Source organism: Oceanicella sp. SM1341 (assembly GCF_003448965.1).
Taxonomy (GTDB): domain Bacteria; phylum Pseudomonadota; class Alphaproteobacteria; order Rhodobacterales; family Rhodobacteraceae; genus Paroceanicella.
The window spans coordinates 238,097-252,476 of sequence record NZ_QRGC01000001.1 but is presented as its reverse complement, the minus strand read 5'-3'; the positions used below and the strand labels follow the sequence as shown (position 1 = coordinate 252,476).

Here is a 14,380-nt window from a genome sequence, read left to right as displayed (position 1 = left end):
ATTGGAACAGGGAGGAGGATATGGCGGGTTGATGATAATTGGAAATTGCATTTTTGTGTATGTTTGATAGGAAAATACTATGAATATCACGCTCCGCCAATTGCGCTACCTCCTGTCCCTCGCAGACGAGGGGCATTTCGGCCGTGCGGCCGAGGCCTGCTCGGTTTCGCAGCCCGCGCTCTCGGTACAGATTCGCGACCTCGAGACGAACCTCGGCGCGAAGCTGGTGGAGCGGCACACCCGCGAGGTGCGCATGACGCCGATGGGCCGCGAGGTGGCGCGCCGGGCCCGCCGCATCCTCGACGAGGTGGCCGAGATCGAGCAGCGCGCCCGCTGGGACAAGGGCCTGGCGGGGCAGCTCGCCCTCGGCTTCATCCCCACCGTGGCGCCCTACCTGCTGCCGCTGGCCCTGCCGCGGCTGCGCGCGAAGAACCTGCGGCTCGACCTCGGCATCCGCGAAGCCACCACGCATCACCTGCTGGGCGAGCTGCGCGAGGGCAGGCTCGACGCCGCCGTGGTGGCGCTGCCGGCGGGGGAGGACGATCTCGTCGAGCTGCCGCTCTTCGAGGACCGCTTCCTGCTCGCCGCCTCGAAGGCGCGGGCGCAGGAGCTCTCCCCCGAGACGGTGCGGCCCGAGCAGATCGACCCCGAGCAGCTCCTGCTGCTCGACGAGGGCCACTGCCTCACCGACCAGGCGCTGGAGGTGTGCTCGATCTCGCGCCGCAGCCTGCGCACCGACCTGCGGGCCGCCTCGCTCGCCACGCTGTCGCGGCTGGTGGAGAGCGGCTTCGGCATGACCCTGCTGCCCGAGCTCTCGCTCTGGGTCGAGACCGCGGCGGCGCCGAACCTCGCGGTGATGCGCTTTGCCGCGCCGGAGCCCAGGCGCACGATCGGGCTGGTGCGGCGGCGGCTCTCTGTTGATGACGGTTGGTTTACCGAACTCGCCGATACGTTGCGTGAGGCGGCGGCGGAAGCGCTTGAAAACTCCGACCTCGAACGCATAGCTGCCATGAGCCCGGACGCGGGGGCGGGACAATCTGCCGCGAAGCGGGTATAACGGAGCCGAGGAAATGCCGAAGGATCCCAGCATGAGCGACCGCAACCTTCACGACCGTGCCCAGCGCCACCCCGAAAAGGCGCATCGCGCGGACAATGCGCAGCCGAAGAAGCCGGACTGGATCCGCGTCAAGGCCCCCACCTCGGAGGGCTATCGCAAGACCCGGGACATCATGCGCGAGAACCGCCTGGTGACCGTGTGCGAGGAGGCCGGCTGCCCCAACGTGGGCGAATGCTGGAGCCAGGGCCACGCCACCATGATGATCATGGGCGAGATCTGCACCCGCGGCTGCACCTTCTGCAACATCGCCACCGGCCGCCCGCAGGCGCTCGACGCCTTCGAGCCCGGCCGCGTGGCCCATGCGGTGGAGAAGCTGGGGCTGAACCACGTGGTCATCACCTCGGTGGACCGCGACGACCTGGAGGACGGCGGGGCGGAGCATTTCGCCCAGACCATCCGCGCCGTGCGCCACCGCGCGCCCGACACCACGATCGAGATCCTCACCCCCGATTTCCTGAAATGCTCGCCCGAGGTGCTGGAGGCGGTGGTGGCCGCGAAGCCGGACGTGTTCAACCACAACCTCGAGACCGTGCCCGGCCTCTACCCCGAGGTGCGCCCCGGCGCGCGCTACTTCCACTCGCTGCGCCTGCTGCAGCGGGTGAAGGAGCTCGACCCGTCGATGTTCACCAAGTCCGGCATCATGGTGGGCCTCGGCGAGGAGCGCCAGCAGGTGATCCAGGTGATGGACGACATGCGCGCCGCGGGGGTCGATTTCCTCACCATCGGCCAGTACCTGCAGCCCACGCCCAAGCACCACGCGGTGAAGCGCTTCGTGACGCCGGAGGAATTCGCCGGCTACGAGAAGGCCGCCTGGGGCAAGGGCTTCCTGATGGTCTCGGCCACGCCGCTCACCCGCTCCTCCTACCACGCCGGCGACGATTTCGCCCGCATGCGCACGGCGCGGCTGGCGAAACTGGCGGCCGAACAGGGCGCCCGGACCGCCTGAGGTCCCTACGCGGCCGGCCCCGCGCCGCGCCCCGGCCGCCGGGCTGCATTTCGTGCCCGTCGGCCGCGAGGCTGCATGCCGGGGCCGCACGGCCCCGAGGCCCGCTGAGACGCGCCACCGAGGCGCCGGCAGCGGCTGCCGCAAAGGCCCGGTTTCCCGCTGACGCCCTGCCGGCCGCAAGGCCGCCGGCCGGGGCCACCGTGCGGCGGGGTGCGCTCCTACGGCTGGCCGCCCTTCGCATCGCGCTACAGCCTTCGCCGGCGCAGGTTTCTCCTCGCGCGCGGGGCAGGGGCCGCGCTAGGCTCCTTCCAACAACAGTACGGGAGGGAGAAACCGCATGAGCACCTATGTCCTCGTTCACGGCGCCTGGCACACGGGCGCACTGTTCGAACCTGTCGCCGAGGCGATGCGCGCCGAGGGCCACACGGTTTTCTGCCCCACGCTCGCCGGCAACGCGCCGGAGGATTCGCGCCGCACCGGGCTGGAGGAAGCCATCGCCTCGGTTGTACGCTTCCTCGAGGCGCAGGATCTCAGCGACGTGGTGCTGATGGGCCATTCCTATGGCGGCATGATCATCACCGGGGTGGCGGACAGGGCGGCGGCGCGGTTGCGCCGGCTGGTCTACTGGAACGCCTTCGTCCCACTGCCCGGCGAGAGCCTCAACGACATGGTGCCGCCGCATTACGTGGCCCTGTTCGACACGCTCGCTGCCGCGAGCCCGGACAATTCGGTGGTGCTGCCTTACGAGATCTGGCGCGAGGCCTTCATCAACGATGCCGATGCCGATCTCGCGCGGGACGCCTACGAGATGCTCAACCCGCATCCCTACGCCACCTTCACCGACGCGATCAGCCTCTCGGCGCCGCCCGCGGCCCTGCCGGTGCCGAAATCCTACATCAACTGCACCGAGGACACGGCCCTGCCGCAGAGCCTGGGTTGGCACCCGCGCCTCTCCGAGCGGCTGGGGCTGTTCCGGCTGGTGCAGGTGCCCGGCAGCCACGAGCTGTGCTTCACCGACCCCGCGGCGCTGGCCCGCGCGGTGATCCGCGCCGGGCGCGACTGAATGGGCTCAGCCCTCGCCCTCCAGCAGCCGCACCGTGCCCACGTAAGGCAGGTTTCGGTTGCGCTGCGCGTAGTCGATGCCATAGCCCACCACGAAGGCGTCGGGGATGGTGAAGCCGGTGAACAGCGCCGAGATCTCCACCTCGCGGCGCGAGGGCTTGTCGAGCAGGGTGCACAGCTCCATCCGGTGCGGCGTGCGCGCCTTGAGCATCTCGCGGACATGGGTGAGGGTGTGGCCGGTGTCGATGATGTCCTCGACCAGCAGCACGTCGCAGCCGGCGATGTCGCAGCGCAGGTCCTTCAGGATGCGCACGTTGCGGCTCGAGGTCATCGCGTCGCCGTAGGAGGAGACCTCGAGGAAATCCACCTCCACCGGCAGGCGCAGCTCGCGCACGAGGTCTGCCATGAAGATGAAGCTGCCGCGCAGCAGCCCGGCCACGATCAGCCGCTCCGTGTCGGCGAAATGCGCCTCGATCTCGCGGGCCATGGCCTCCACCCGCGCGGCGATGGCCTTCTGCGACAGCAGGGGGTCGATCTCGTAGGGGGGACGATTTTCGGGCTTTTTCATGGGTCTTCCCGTTGCTTTGTGCGCCGATACGCGGTAGCCCGCGACAATCCGGCCGGTCGCGCCACTGCACGCCCTCCTTCATAAGACTGCCCATGCCAACGCACGCCGAAAAACGCAAGCTCCCCTACACCGCCCAGCAGATGTACGATCTGATCGCGGATGTGGACTCCTATCCGAAGTTCCTGCCCTGGTGCGCAGGGGCACGCATCCGCTCCCGGCGGCAGGAGGGCGACGCGGAGGTGGTGGACGCCGACCTGGTCATCTCCTTCAAGGTGTTCCGCGAGCGCTTCGGCAGCCGGGTGACCCTGCGGCCGCAGGACATGGTCATCGACGTGGAATACCTCGACGGCCCGTTCCGCTACCTCAACAACCACTGGAGCTTCACCGACCTGCCCGAGGGCGGCTGCGAGGTGAACTTCTTCGTGGATTTCGAATTCAAGTCCTCGATCCTGCAGGCGCTGATCGGCGTCGTGTTCAACGAGGCCATGCAGCGGATCGTGCGCGCCTTCGAGGCCCGCGCCGCCACCCTTTACGGCCCCGCCGCCTGAGCGCATGCTCCGGGCAGGGATGGAAACCGGGAGAGGACAACAAAAATGCTCCGCTGGATGATTGCAGCGCTCTGTGCGCTGCCCACCATGGTCTCCGCCGCCGACACCCGCGTGATACAGTGCACCCTCGCGGTGCCCAACACGCCGCGGGCCGGCGCGATGATCGCGATGGACGGCGAGATCATGACCCAGGTGAATGCCGTGGTGCACGGTGATTCCGGCCGGCTCGAGGTCGACATGACCCGGCTCGGCACCGCCACCAGCCTGGTGCAGATCCGCATGATGAACTACGCCAAGGAAGGCGACCAGGTGAAGGCAGAGATGCTGCGCGGCACCGCCCGGCTGATGCTGGAGAACAACGCCGTGTGCGAGCGCGAGGGCTGCACCGCCTACTGGGGTGCGCTGGACGAGCGGCTGAGCCAGGCCATTCTCGGCAACGTGCTGCAGGCGCTCTCCGACCCGCAGCAATGCGACACGGTATGGGAACGGGCCGACACCGCGCCGGCCCAGTAGCGCGTCAGGCCCCCAGCGTCTCCAGCACGAGGCGCAGCGCCTGCTCCACCGAGGCCGCGCGCACCGCATCGCGCCCGATGGCGCCGAAGCGGCATTCGAGCGTGCGTGTCTCCGCGCCCTCACGCGCGCAGGCGAACCAGACGAGCCCCTCGGGCTTCGCCTCCGAGGCGCCGGGGCCGGCCACGCCGGTGATCGCCACCGCGATGCCGGCGCGCGAGCGGGCCAGCGCCCCTTCCGCCATCGCCCTGGCCACCGGCCCGGACACCGCGCCATGCTCGGCGAGCAGGGCTTCGCTCACGCCCAGCATGTCGGTTTTCGCCGGGTAGGAGTAGGTGACGAAGCCGCGGTCGACCACGTCGGACGAGCCGGGCACGGCGGTGAGCGCGCCGCTCACCAGCCCGCCGGTGCAGCTCTCGGCCGTGGCCAGCATCAGCCCGCGCGCCCGGCAGGCCTCCAGCACCGCGACGGCGAGATCCGCCATCACAGCCACCCGTGTGCCACGGCGGCGGCGAACATCGCGATGGCGGCGGTGAGGAAGCCGGCCAGCACGTCGTCGAACATCACGCCGAAGGGGGTGTGCAGCCGGTCGGCCCAGCTCACCGGCGGCGGCTTCACGATGTCGAAGAAGCGGAACACCAGGAAGCCCACCACATAGGCCGGCCAGGGGAAGATCGTGAGGTCGGAGCCCATCCACCACAGTCCCGCCGAGATGGGGAAAAGCGCGATCCACATGCCCACCACCTCGTCGATCACGATGAAATGCGGGTCGGTGTTCTCCTGCCCCCGGGTTTCGTGCACCGTGCCCCACCAGCCCGCCAGCGTGGCCGCGAGGGTGACGAGGGCGAAGCCCGGGAAGCCGAGGGCGACATGCAGCAGGTTTGCAACCGGGATGGCGGCGAGCGAGGCCCAGGTGCCCGGCGCGCCGGGTAGGAAGCCGATGCCGCCCACGGTGACGATGGCGCGCGTGAGCCTCATGGCAGCACCACGGTCGCGGTGGCCATGGCCGCGATCCCCTCGCCGCGGCCGGTAAAGCCGAGCCGCTCGGAGGTGGTGGCCTTCACGCTCACCCGGTCCTTCTCGATCTGCAGGATCTGCGCGAGGCGGGCGCGCATGCCCTCCGCGTAGGGCCCGATCTTGGGCGCCTCGCAGATGATGGTGCAATCGACATGGGTGATGCGCCCGGCGCGGGCGGCCACGCGCTCCGCCGCCTTCTCGAGGAAGATATGCGACGCAGCCCCCTTCCAGCGCGGCTCGGAGGGCGGGAACCACTGGCCGATGTCGCCCTCGGCAAGGGCGCCGAACAGCGCGTCGGTGACAGCGTGCATGGCCACGTCGGCGTCGGAATGCCCCTCCAGCGCCTTGTCATGCGGCACGTGCACGCCGCAGAGCGTGACACCGGGCCCCTCGCGGAACCGGTGCACGTCAAAGCCGTTGCCGGTGCGTATGTCCATCTTGTCCTCCAGCAGCCGCTCGGCCCGGGCAAAGTCCTCGGGTGCGGTTATCTTGAAATTCTCCTCGGCCCCCGGGGTGATGGCAACCGTCAGGCCTGCCGCGCGGGCAATCGCCACATCATCGTCGGCCGGGCCCCGGTGGGCACGGTGGGCGGCGAGGATGTCGGCGAGGCGGAAGCCCTGCGGGGTCTGGGCGCGCCACAGCCCCTCGCGGGAGCGCGGGGCGCGGGCAAGGCCCTCGGTGCCTTCCCACAGCGCGTCGACCACCGGCAGGGCGGGCAGGGCGCCCGCGTCGATCATCAGTGCGTCGAGCACGCCGTCGATCACGTGGCGCGGCGTGAGCGGGCGCGCGGCGTCGTGGATGAGAACCGTGGCGGGGGCCGCGGGGGTCAGCAGGTCGCCCCGGATGGCGACGAGCTGCTCGAGCCCTGCCCGCACCGATTCCGCCCGGCTCGCCCCGCCGCAGACCGGCGGCATCAGCCGCGGGTCGCTCAGCCCGTGCAGGGCGCGCTGGCACAGCTCCGAATCCTCCGGGTGGATCACCACGCACAGGTGGGTGAGATCGGGGTGGCCGAGCAGCATCGCGGCAGTGCGCCGCAGCACGGGCATGCCCGCAAGCATCTGATATTGTTTCGGAACATCTCCGCCGGCACGCAGGCCACGCCCGGCCGCGACGACGATAGCGGCAAATTGCATCGGTACTCCCCAGCCTGAAGGCCGGCGAAAGCTATATGCAGCCCTTGTCAGGGGCAAGATGCTGCTGTAACAGCATGTCGTGCCCAAGCTTTAGGCAAATCATGATCAAAGTGAATGAAATCGGGCTCGACAGCCCCGTACTGCTCGCTCCTATGGCAGGAATCACCGATTTGCCCTTCCGCAAGCTGGTGAGCCGCTTCGGCGCGGGCCTTGTCGTGTCCGAAATGGTAGCAAGCGAGGAAATGGTGCGCAACCGGCCGGGCACCCAGGCGCGCACCGAGATCTGGGGCGATGCCGCGGCCTCCTCGGTGCAGATCGCCGGGCGCGAGGCGCACTGGATGGCCGAGGCGGCGCGCATGGTCGAGGCGAATGGCGCGCGCATCATCGACATCAACATGGGCTGCCCGGCGCGCAAGGTCACCAATGGCTGGTCCGGCTCCGCGCTGATGCGCCAGCCCGACCACGCGCTCTCGCTCATCGAGGCGGTGGTGGGCGCGGTGAAGGTGCCGGTGACGCTGAAGATGCGCCTGGGCTGGGACGCGGAATGCATGACCGCGCCCGGGATCGCCACCCGGGCCGAGGCCGCGGGCGTGCAGATGATCACCGTGCACGGCCGCACGCGCTGCCAGTTCTACAAGGGCGCGGCAGACTGGGCGGCGATCCGCCCGGTGAAGGAGGCGGTGCGCATCCCCGTGATCGCGAACGGTGACATCACCGACCTCGCCACGGCGCGCGAGGCGCTGCGCCTCTCCGGCGCGGACGGGGTGATGGTGGGGCGCGGCGCGCAGGGGCGGCCCTGGCTGCTGGCCCGGATCGCCGCTGGGCTAGCGGGCGCGCCCGCGCCGGAGGCGCCGCAGGGCAGGGCCCTTGCGGACACGGTGATAAGTCACTACGAGGACATGCTTTCTTTCTACGGTGCCGAGCTGGGGCTGCGCGTGGCGCGCAAGCACCTGGGCTGGTATCTCGAGCCGCTCGGGCTCGCGGAGCTGCGCGCCGAACTGATGCGGATATCGGCACCGGGAGAGGTGGTCTCCCGGCTGCGTGACACTCTCGAGGGGCTGCCCGAAAGGGCGGCCGCTTGAGCTATGGGGGAACCGGAGGGGTGACGACCATGGATTACGAGATGCTCTGGAACGCGATCCCGCAGCCGGCCATCGTGCTGGACGAGCAGGATTGCATCCTCGACCTGAACGCCAGCGCCCAGTCCTTCCTGTCGATGAGCATCGGCCAGGCGCGGGGCCGGCCGATCGCGCGGCACGCGGGCGAGACGAGCCTGCTGGTCGAACTGGTCGAGCAGGTGCGGCGCGGCAATGCCTCGCTCGCGCAATACAACATCGACCTGCACTGGACCGAGCAGCCGCCGCGGCTGTGCGACATCCACGCCACGCCGCTGCACGACGAGAGCGACCAGATCCTGGTGGTGATCTACCCGCGCGCCATCGCCGAGAAGATGGGCCGCACGCTGTCGCACCGCTCGGCGGCACGCTCGGTGGTGGGCATGGCCTCGATGCTGGCGCATGAGATCAAGAATCCGCTCGCCGGCATCTCGGGGGCGGCGCAGCTGCTGGCCATGTCGCTGTCGGACCAGGACCGCGAGCTCACCGACCTGATCCGCGAGGAGGCCGAGCGCATCGGCAAGCTGCTCGAGCGGGTCGAGCAGTTCGGCGACATCCGCCCCGCCTCGCGCAAGCCCGTGAACATCCACGACATTCTCAACCGCGCGAAGCTCTCCGCCCAGTCCGGTTTCGCCAAGCACGTGCGCTTCATGGAGGAGTTCGACCCCTCGCTGCCGCCCACGGCCGGCGACGCGGACCAGCTCATGCAGGTGCTGCTCAACCTGATCAAGAACGCGGCCGAGGCCACGCCCAAGGTGGGCGGCATCGTGACCCTGCGTACCTCCTACCGGCCGGGCGTGAAGCTCGCGCTGCCCGGCGGCAAGCGCGAGAGCCTGCCGCTGCAGATCACCATTTCCGACAACGGCCACGGGGTGCCCGAGGAGATCAAGCGCGACATCTTCGAGCCCTTCGTCTCCTCCAAGACCACGGGCTCGGGCCTCGGCCTCGCGCTGGTCTCCAAGATCGTCGCCGACCATGGCGGCGTGGTGGAATGCGAGAGCGACCCGGGCTGGACGACATTCCGCCTGCTGCTGCCGGTCTGGTCCGAGAAGGCCGAGGCGCAGCATGAGAGCATGAAGGGAGCCGCCTGATGGAAGGCAATGTTCTTGTCGCGGACGACGACCGCGCCATCCGCACCGTGCTGAGCCAGGCGCTGACCCGGGCGGGCTGCCGCGTGCGCTCCACCGGCTCCGCCACCACGCTGTGGCGCTGGATCGAGGAGGGGGAGGGCGATGTCGTCGTCTCCGACGTGATGATGCCCGACGGCGATGCGCTCGACCTGCTGCCCGCCATCCGCAAGAAGCGCCCCGAGCTGCCCGTGATCGTGATGAGCGCACAGAACACGGTCATGACCGCGATCCGCGCCGCCGAGGTGGGCGCCTATGAATACCTGCCCAAGCCCTTCGATCTGAAGGAAGTTCTGGGCTCGGTCGCCAAGGCGCTGACCCAGCAGACCAAGCGGCGCTCGCCCCCCTCGGCCGGCGAGGGGCCGAAGGAGGAGAACCTGCCGCTCATCGGCCGCTCGCCGGCCATGCAGGACGTCTACCGCATCATGGCGCGGCTGATGAACACCGACCTCACGGTGATGATCCAGGGCGAGAGCGGCACCGGCAAGGAGCTGGTCGCCCGCGCGCTGCACAATTTCGGCCGCCGCAAGAACGGCCCCTTCGTCGCCGTGAACATGGCCGCCATCCCGCGCGACCTGATCGAGAGCGAGCTCTTCGGCCATGAGCGCGGTGCCTTCACCGGCGCCTCAGAGCGGCTGCAGGGCAAGTTCGAGATCGCGCAGAAGGGCACGCTCTTCCTCGACGAGATCGGCGACATGCCGCCCGACGCCCAGACGCGCCTGCTGCGCGTGCTGCAGGAGGGCGAGTACTCCCGCGTCGGCGGGCGCGAGGCGATCCGGGCCGACGTGCGCATCATCGCCGCCACCCACCAGGACCTGCGCCAGCTCATCAACGAGGGCCGCTTCCGCGAGGACCTGTTCTACCGGCTCAACGTGGTGCCCATCCGCCTGCCGCCGCTGCGCGAGCGGCTCGAGGACGTCCCCGACCTCGCCCGCGCGTTCCTGCGCCGGGCCGAGAGCGAGGGGCTGCCGCACAAGGCGATCAGCACCGAGGCGCTCACCATCCTCAAGCAGCAGAGCTGGTCGGGGAACGTGCGCGAGCTCGAAAACCTCATGCGCCGCCTCGCCGCGCTCTGCCCGGGTGACGTGATCACCGGCCAGGTGGTTGAGCAGGAGATCGCGGCGCGGCCGTCTTCCGCGCTCGAGCCCTCGGGCGGCCCGAACGAGAAGCTCGGCGCCTCGGTGGAGGCGCATCTGCGGCGGTATTTCTCGCTGCACGGCGGGGCGCTGCCGCCCCCGGGCCTCTACGAGCGGGTGATCCGCGAGGTCGAGCTGCCGCTCATCGCGCTCAGCCTCGCCGCCACGCAAGGAAACCAGCTCAAGGCCGCCGACCTGCTGGGCATCAACCGCAACACCCTGCGCAAGAAGATCAACGACCTTGACATCCCGGTCACCCGGGGCAAGAAATTGATGTAATCATGCAACAGGTTTGTGGCCCGGAGATCGCTTGCGCACCGTGACAGGAAGCCTCCCGGCGCATGCGGCGGAGTGGTTCAGCCGCGCCTCCCGCTCGCGCCGGATGCGGAACATACTGACCATCTCGCTGGTGGTCCTCGGGCCGGTCCTGGCGATGGCGACTGTCTTCGCCCTCGGCGCCTTCGAGGGGCCGGTGGCCCCCGTGCCGCTGCGCTTCGTCATCCTCGTGGACCTGCTCTACGTGCTGGTGATCGCGGCGCTGGTGGCCTTCCGCATCGCGCGGATGATCGCCGAGCGGCGGCGGCAGTCGGCCGGCTCGCGGCTGCACATGCGGCTGATGCTGGTGTTCTCGGTGGTGGCGATGGCGCCCACCATCCTCGTGGCCTTCTTCGCCACCGCCTCGATCAACTTCGGGCTGGAGACCTGGTTTTCCGACCGGGTGCGCACGGTGCTGGGCACCTCGCTCGCCGCCGCGCAGGCCTACGAGAACGAGCACCGGGAGAACCTGAAGGGCGACCTCGTGCTGCTCGCCTCCTACCTGGAGCGCGCGAAGGAGCGCAACCCGCTGCTGGCGCCGGGCGACCTGCGCGAGTTGCTGGCCCGCGGCCAGGCCCAGATCCAGCGCGAGCTGCCGGAGGCCTATGTCATCGACGGCATGGGCGACATCGTGGTGCGCGGCTCCGACAGTTACCTGTTCGATTTCGAGAAGCCCTCGGAGGAGAGCATCGGCGTGGCGCTCGGCGGCGATATCGCCATCATCGAGGACTGGCCGGACAGCGAGTTCCGCGCCCTGATCCGGCTCACCGGCTTCGCCGACCGCTTCCTCTATGTCACCCGCGTGGTGGACGGCGGCATCCTCACCCTGCTCGACGAGACCAAGGACACGGTGAACTTCTACCAGCAGCTCGAGCAGGAACGCGGGCAGCTGTTGCTGGAATTCGCGCTGATCTACCTCGGCTTCGCGCTGATCGTCATCCTCGCGGCCATGTGGCTCAGCCTGTGGTTCGCCGACCGGCTGGCAAGCCCGGTGGGCCGGCTCGCGGGGGCGGCGCAGCGCGTGGGCGCGGGAGATTTCGAGGTGCGGGTAACGGAAGAGAAAGGCGATGATGAAATCGCCATGCTCAGCCGCATATTCAACCGCATGACGGAACAGGTGAAGGGCCAGCGCGACGCGCTGGTGGCGGCAAATCTCGAAACCGAACGCAGGCGCAGGCTCTTCGCGGCCGTGCTCTCCGGCGTCACCGCCGGGGTGATCGGGCTCGACGGTGACGGCACCGTGGAGGTGATGAACGGGGCTGCGCGCGAGATGCTGGAGTGCGACCAGGTGCAGGGCCAGTCGCTGTGCGACGCGGCGCCGAACTTCGGCGCGCTGTTCGAGCGCATGCGCGCCGAGGGCCGCTCGGTGATCCAGGACCAGGTGCACGTGCTGGCGGGCAATCGCGGCCGCGACTTCCTGGTGCGCATCTCCTCGCGCATGGTCGACGGCGAGACCGAGGGTTACGTGATCACCTTCGACGACATCACCGACCTCGTCTCGGCGCAGCGGATGGCGGCCTGGGGCGACGTGGCCCGCCGCATCGCCCACGAGATCAAGAACCCGCTCACGCCCATCCAGCTCTCCGCCGAGCGGCTGAAACGCAAGTTCGGCAAGCAGATAGAGACCGAACGTGAGAACTTCGACCATTACGCCGACGTGATCATCCGGCAGACCGGCGATTTGCGCCGCATCGTCGACGAGTTCTCCAAGTTTGCCCGCATGCCGGCGCCGCAGACCCGGCGGGAGGATTTCGTCTCGCTGGTGCGCGACGCGGTGCTGCTGCAGAAGAGCGGCCGGCCCGACATCGATTTCTCCATGGCGCTGCCCGAGGCGCCGCTCTATGCGGTCGTCGACCCGACGCTGATCGGGCAGGCGCTCACCAACCTTATCAAGAACGCAGGCGAAGCTATTGATACGCGGAAGGAAAAGCAGGGGGATGCGCCGAAGGGGCGGATTTCCGTCCGCCTCGAGGAGGAGGAGGGAGCCGCGGTGCTGAGCATCGAGGACAACGGTATCGGGCTGCCCGCGACACAGCGCGCGCGGCTGTTCGAGCCCTATGTGACGACGCGCGAGAAGGGGACGGGCCTCGGCCTCTCCATCGTGCGCAAGATAGTTGAGGAACACTCGGGGCGGCTGGAGCTTTCCGACGCCGCGGCGGACGAGACGGGGCACGCCGGCGCTTTGGCGCGGCTGCGCATTCCCGTCGGGCCATTGCCCCGAGAAAGTCGAGCAGGAACAGCCGCATGACAGACATTCTCGTAGTCGATGACGAACCGGACATTCGCACGCTCCTGACCGAGATCCTCGCCGACGAGGGCCACCAGACCCGCATGGCCTGGGACGCGGACACCGCCCTTGCCGCCATCAACGAGCGCGCGCCCGACCTGGTGGTGCTCGACATCTGGCTGCAGGACAGCCGGATGGACGGAATCGAGATCCTCAAGACCGCGCGGCGCGACAACCCCGACCTGCCGGTGGTGATCATTTCCGGCCATGGCAATGTCGAGCTCGCCGTGGCGGCGGTGAAGCAGGGTGCCTACGACTTCATCGAAAAGCCCTTCAACATCGACCAGTTGATGGTGGTGGTCGACCGCGCGCTCGAAGCCTCGAAGCTCCGGCGCGCCAATGCCGCCCTGCGCAGGCGCGAGCAGGCCGAGGCCGAGATGATCGGCGAGAGCGGCGCCATGCGCGCCCTGCGCACCAAGCTCGACCGGGTGGCCAAGACCAACAGCCGCGTGCTGCTCGCAGGCCCCCCGGGCAGCGGCAAGGAGGTGGCGGCGCGCTACATCCACCGCAAGTCGGAGCGCGCCGGCGCGCCCTTCATCGTGGTGAACGCCGCCACCATCGCGCCCGAGCGCATGGAGGAAGTGCTGTTCGGCCGCGAATACGCCGACCGCTCGGCCCATGACCCCGGCCTGTTCGAGCAGGCGCATCGCGGCATCCTCTTCATCGACGAAGTGGCCGACATGCCCCTGGGAACGCAGTCGAAAATCCTGCGCGTGCTGGTGGACCAGAGTTTCGCCCGCGTGGGCGGCTCGGACACGGTGCGGGTGGACGTGCGGGTGATCTCGGCCACCAACCGCAACCTGACCAACGAGATCGCCGAGGGGCGGTTCCGCGAGGAATTGTTCCACCGTCTCAACGTGGTACCGATCGACATTCCCGCGCTCGACAGCCGGCGCGAGGACATTCCGCCGCTCTGCCGCTACTACGTGGAGAAGCTGCACCGCGAGCAGGGCCTGCCGCTGCGCGACTTCACCGCCGAGGCCGATGCCGCGCTGCAGACCCTGCCCTGGCCCGGCAACGTGCGCCAGCTGCGCAACCTCATCGAGCGGCTGCTGATCCTCGGGCCGGAGAAGGGGCCGATCCAGGTCTCCGAGCTCCCGCGCGAGGCGGCGGCGCGGCCGGGCGAGAACGGCTCGGATTCGCTGATGCTCGACCTCGTGTCGCTGCCGCTGCGCGAGGCGCGCGAGGTGTTCGAGCGTGAATATCTCGTGGCGCAGATCAACCGCTTCAGCGGCAACATCTCGCGCACCGCGAGCTTCGTGGGCATGGAGCGCTCGGCGCTGCACCGCAAGCTCAAGTCGCTCAACGTGGTCACCCTCTCGCGCGGGGGCGCGCGCATCGCCGCCCTCGACGAGGAGGAGGAAGACTGATACCCGCACCGCAACGAGGTTGACCTGCGGGCAGGCTTGTCCATAGTCAGGCACGCCCCCGCATCGCGGAAAGCCGTGCGGGGCAAGGGGATAGCCGGGCGGAGTTCATGCGGATCCGGCCCGGCGCAG

The 14,380-nt window shown here is 69.2% G+C and carries 14 protein-coding genes; 10 read left to right on the top strand and 4 right to left on the bottom strand.

The features are described 5' to 3' along the window. The first annotated feature begins 79 nt into the window (after window positions 1-79). The 3 genes from D3P35_RS01150 to D3P35_RS01140 all read left to right on the top strand — a co-directional run bounded on the left by D3P35_RS01150 (window position 80) and on the right by D3P35_RS01140 (window position 3,126). Entirely contained in the window at window positions 80-1,057 is a 978-nt protein-coding gene (locus tag D3P35_RS01150) for a LysR substrate-binding domain-containing protein (protein ID WP_118132612.1), read from the top strand. A gap of 31 nt (window positions 1,058-1,088) precedes the next feature. Then, window positions 1,089-2,063 carry a lipoyl synthase gene (gene lipA / locus D3P35_RS01145; RefSeq protein ID WP_118132611.1) on the top strand — a complete coding sequence of 325 codons (975 nt, stop codon included), beginning with the start codon at window positions 1,089-1,091 and terminating at the stop codon, window positions 2,061-2,063. A gap of 337 nt (window positions 2,064-2,400) precedes the next feature. After that, a complete protein-coding gene (locus D3P35_RS01140; protein WP_118132610.1) occupies window positions 2,401-3,126 on the top strand; it encodes an alpha/beta fold hydrolase in 726 nt (241 codons plus the stop codon). A gap of 6 nt (window positions 3,127-3,132) precedes the next feature. On the opposite strand, the gene hpt is transcribed toward D3P35_RS01140, so the two are convergent. After that, window positions 3,133-3,693 carry a hypoxanthine phosphoribosyltransferase gene (gene hpt, locus D3P35_RS01135; RefSeq protein WP_118132609.1) on the bottom strand — a complete coding sequence of 187 codons (561 nt, stop codon included), beginning with the start codon at window positions 3,691-3,693 and terminating at the stop codon, window positions 3,133-3,135. Between the two features lie 92 nt (window positions 3,694-3,785). Here hpt and D3P35_RS01130 point away from each other — a divergent pair, with 92 nt between their 5' ends. Continuing rightward, window positions 3,786-4,241, top strand: a complete 456-nt coding sequence (locus tag D3P35_RS01130) for a type II toxin-antitoxin system RatA family toxin (RefSeq protein WP_118132608.1) — start codon at window positions 3,786-3,788, stop codon at window positions 4,239-4,241. Window positions 4,242-4,286: 45 nt separating this feature from the next. Beyond that, window positions 4,287-4,754, top strand: coding sequence for a hypothetical protein (locus D3P35_RS01125; RefSeq protein WP_118132607.1), 468 nt, complete (start codon window positions 4,287-4,289; stop codon window positions 4,752-4,754). Between the two features lie 4 nt (window positions 4,755-4,758). Here the strand turns inward: D3P35_RS01125 and D3P35_RS01120 are convergent, their stop codons facing one another. The 3 genes from D3P35_RS01120 to D3P35_RS01110 are packed head-to-tail and all read right to left on the bottom strand — an operon-like array spanning window position 4,759 to window position 6,901. Then, window positions 4,759-5,235, bottom strand: coding sequence for a CinA family protein (locus D3P35_RS01120; RefSeq protein WP_118132606.1), 477 nt, complete (start codon window positions 5,233-5,235; stop codon window positions 4,759-4,761). Beyond that, entirely contained in the window at window positions 5,235-5,729 is a 495-nt protein-coding gene (locus D3P35_RS01115; RefSeq protein ID WP_118132605.1) for a phosphatidylglycerophosphatase A, read from the bottom strand. Before D3P35_RS01115 ends, D3P35_RS01120 begins: the two co-directional genes overlap by 1 nt. Then, window positions 5,726-6,901 carry a bifunctional 2-C-methyl-D-erythritol 4-phosphate cytidylyltransferase/2-C-methyl-D-erythritol 2,4-cyclodiphosphate synthase gene (locus D3P35_RS01110; RefSeq protein WP_118132604.1) on the bottom strand — a complete coding sequence of 392 codons (1,176 nt, stop codon included), beginning with the start codon at window positions 6,899-6,901 and terminating at the stop codon, window positions 5,726-5,728. Before D3P35_RS01110 ends, D3P35_RS01115 begins: the two co-directional genes overlap by 4 nt. A gap of 98 nt (window positions 6,902-6,999) precedes the next feature. On the opposite strand from D3P35_RS01110, the gene dusB reads away from it, so the two are divergent. From dusB to D3P35_RS01085, 5 genes are read left to right on the top strand one after another with little or no spacing between them, the layout of a single operon-like run. After that, the gene (dusB, locus tag D3P35_RS01105) at window positions 7,000-7,983 is read left to right on the top strand and encodes a tRNA dihydrouridine synthase DusB (RefSeq protein ID WP_232830333.1); all 984 of its coding nucleotides are present in this window, start codon (window positions 7,000-7,002) and stop codon (window positions 7,981-7,983) included. A gap of 29 nt (window positions 7,984-8,012) precedes the next feature. After that, entirely contained in the window at window positions 8,013-9,107 is a 1,095-nt protein-coding gene (locus D3P35_RS01100) for a nitrogen regulation protein NR(II) (protein WP_118132602.1), read from the top strand. After that, window positions 9,107-10,558 (top strand): nitrogen regulation protein NR(I), encoded by a 1,452-nt coding sequence (gene ntrC / locus D3P35_RS01095; RefSeq protein ID WP_232830324.1) that lies wholly within the window; start codon window positions 9,107-9,109, stop codon window positions 10,556-10,558. Before D3P35_RS01100 ends, ntrC begins: the two co-directional genes overlap by 1 nt. Window positions 10,559-10,598: 40 nt before the next feature. Continuing rightward, on the top strand, window positions 10,599-12,842 hold the full coding sequence (locus D3P35_RS01090) for a PAS domain-containing sensor histidine kinase (protein ID WP_232830323.1): 2,244 nt from the start codon (window positions 10,599-10,601) through the stop codon (window positions 12,840-12,842). Next, the gene (locus D3P35_RS01085; protein ID WP_118132600.1) at window positions 12,839-14,251 is read left to right on the top strand and encodes a sigma-54 dependent transcriptional regulator; all 1,413 of its coding nucleotides are present in this window, start codon (window positions 12,839-12,841) and stop codon (window positions 14,249-14,251) included. The genes D3P35_RS01090 and D3P35_RS01085 overlap by 4 nt, the downstream gene beginning before the upstream one ends. The last annotated feature ends 129 nt before the right edge of the window (window positions 14,252-14,380 follow it).

Bases quoted from the DNA above. Each gene is read 5' to 3' on its own strand.
- D3P35_RS01150 (WP_118132612.1), top strand. From the start codon at position 80: ATGAATATCACGCTCCGCCAATTGCGCTACCTCCTGTCCCTCGCAGAC.
- lipA (WP_118132611.1), top strand. From the start codon at position 1,089: ATGAGCGACCGCAACCTTCACGACCGTGCCCAGCGCCACCCCGAAAAG.
- D3P35_RS01140 (WP_118132610.1), top strand. From the start codon at position 2,401: ATGAGCACCTATGTCCTCGTTCACGGCGCCTGGCACACGGGCGCACTG.
- hpt (WP_118132609.1), bottom strand. From the start codon at position 3,693: ATGAAAAAGCCCGAAAATCGTCCCCCCTACGAGATCGACCCCCTGCTG.
- D3P35_RS01130 (WP_118132608.1), top strand. From the start codon at position 3,786: ATGCCAACGCACGCCGAAAAACGCAAGCTCCCCTACACCGCCCAGCAG.
- D3P35_RS01125 (WP_118132607.1), top strand. From the start codon at position 4,287: ATGCTCCGCTGGATGATTGCAGCGCTCTGTGCGCTGCCCACCATGGTC.
- D3P35_RS01120 (WP_118132606.1), bottom strand. From the start codon at position 5,235: ATGGCGGATCTCGCCGTCGCGGTGCTGGAGGCCTGCCGGGCGCGCGGG.
- D3P35_RS01115 (WP_118132605.1), bottom strand. From the start codon at position 5,729: ATGAGGCTCACGCGCGCCATCGTCACCGTGGGCGGCATCGGCTTCCTA.
- D3P35_RS01110 (WP_118132604.1), bottom strand. From the start codon at position 6,901: ATGCAATTTGCCGCTATCGTCGTCGCGGCCGGGCGTGGCCTGCGTGCC.
- D3P35_RS01100 (WP_118132602.1), top strand. From the start codon at position 8,013: ATGGATTACGAGATGCTCTGGAACGCGATCCCGCAGCCGGCCATCGTG.
- ntrC (WP_232830324.1), top strand. From the start codon at position 9,107: ATGGAAGGCAATGTTCTTGTCGCGGACGACGACCGCGCCATCCGCACC.
- D3P35_RS01085 (WP_118132600.1), top strand. From the start codon at position 12,839: ATGACAGACATTCTCGTAGTCGATGACGAACCGGACATTCGCACGCTC.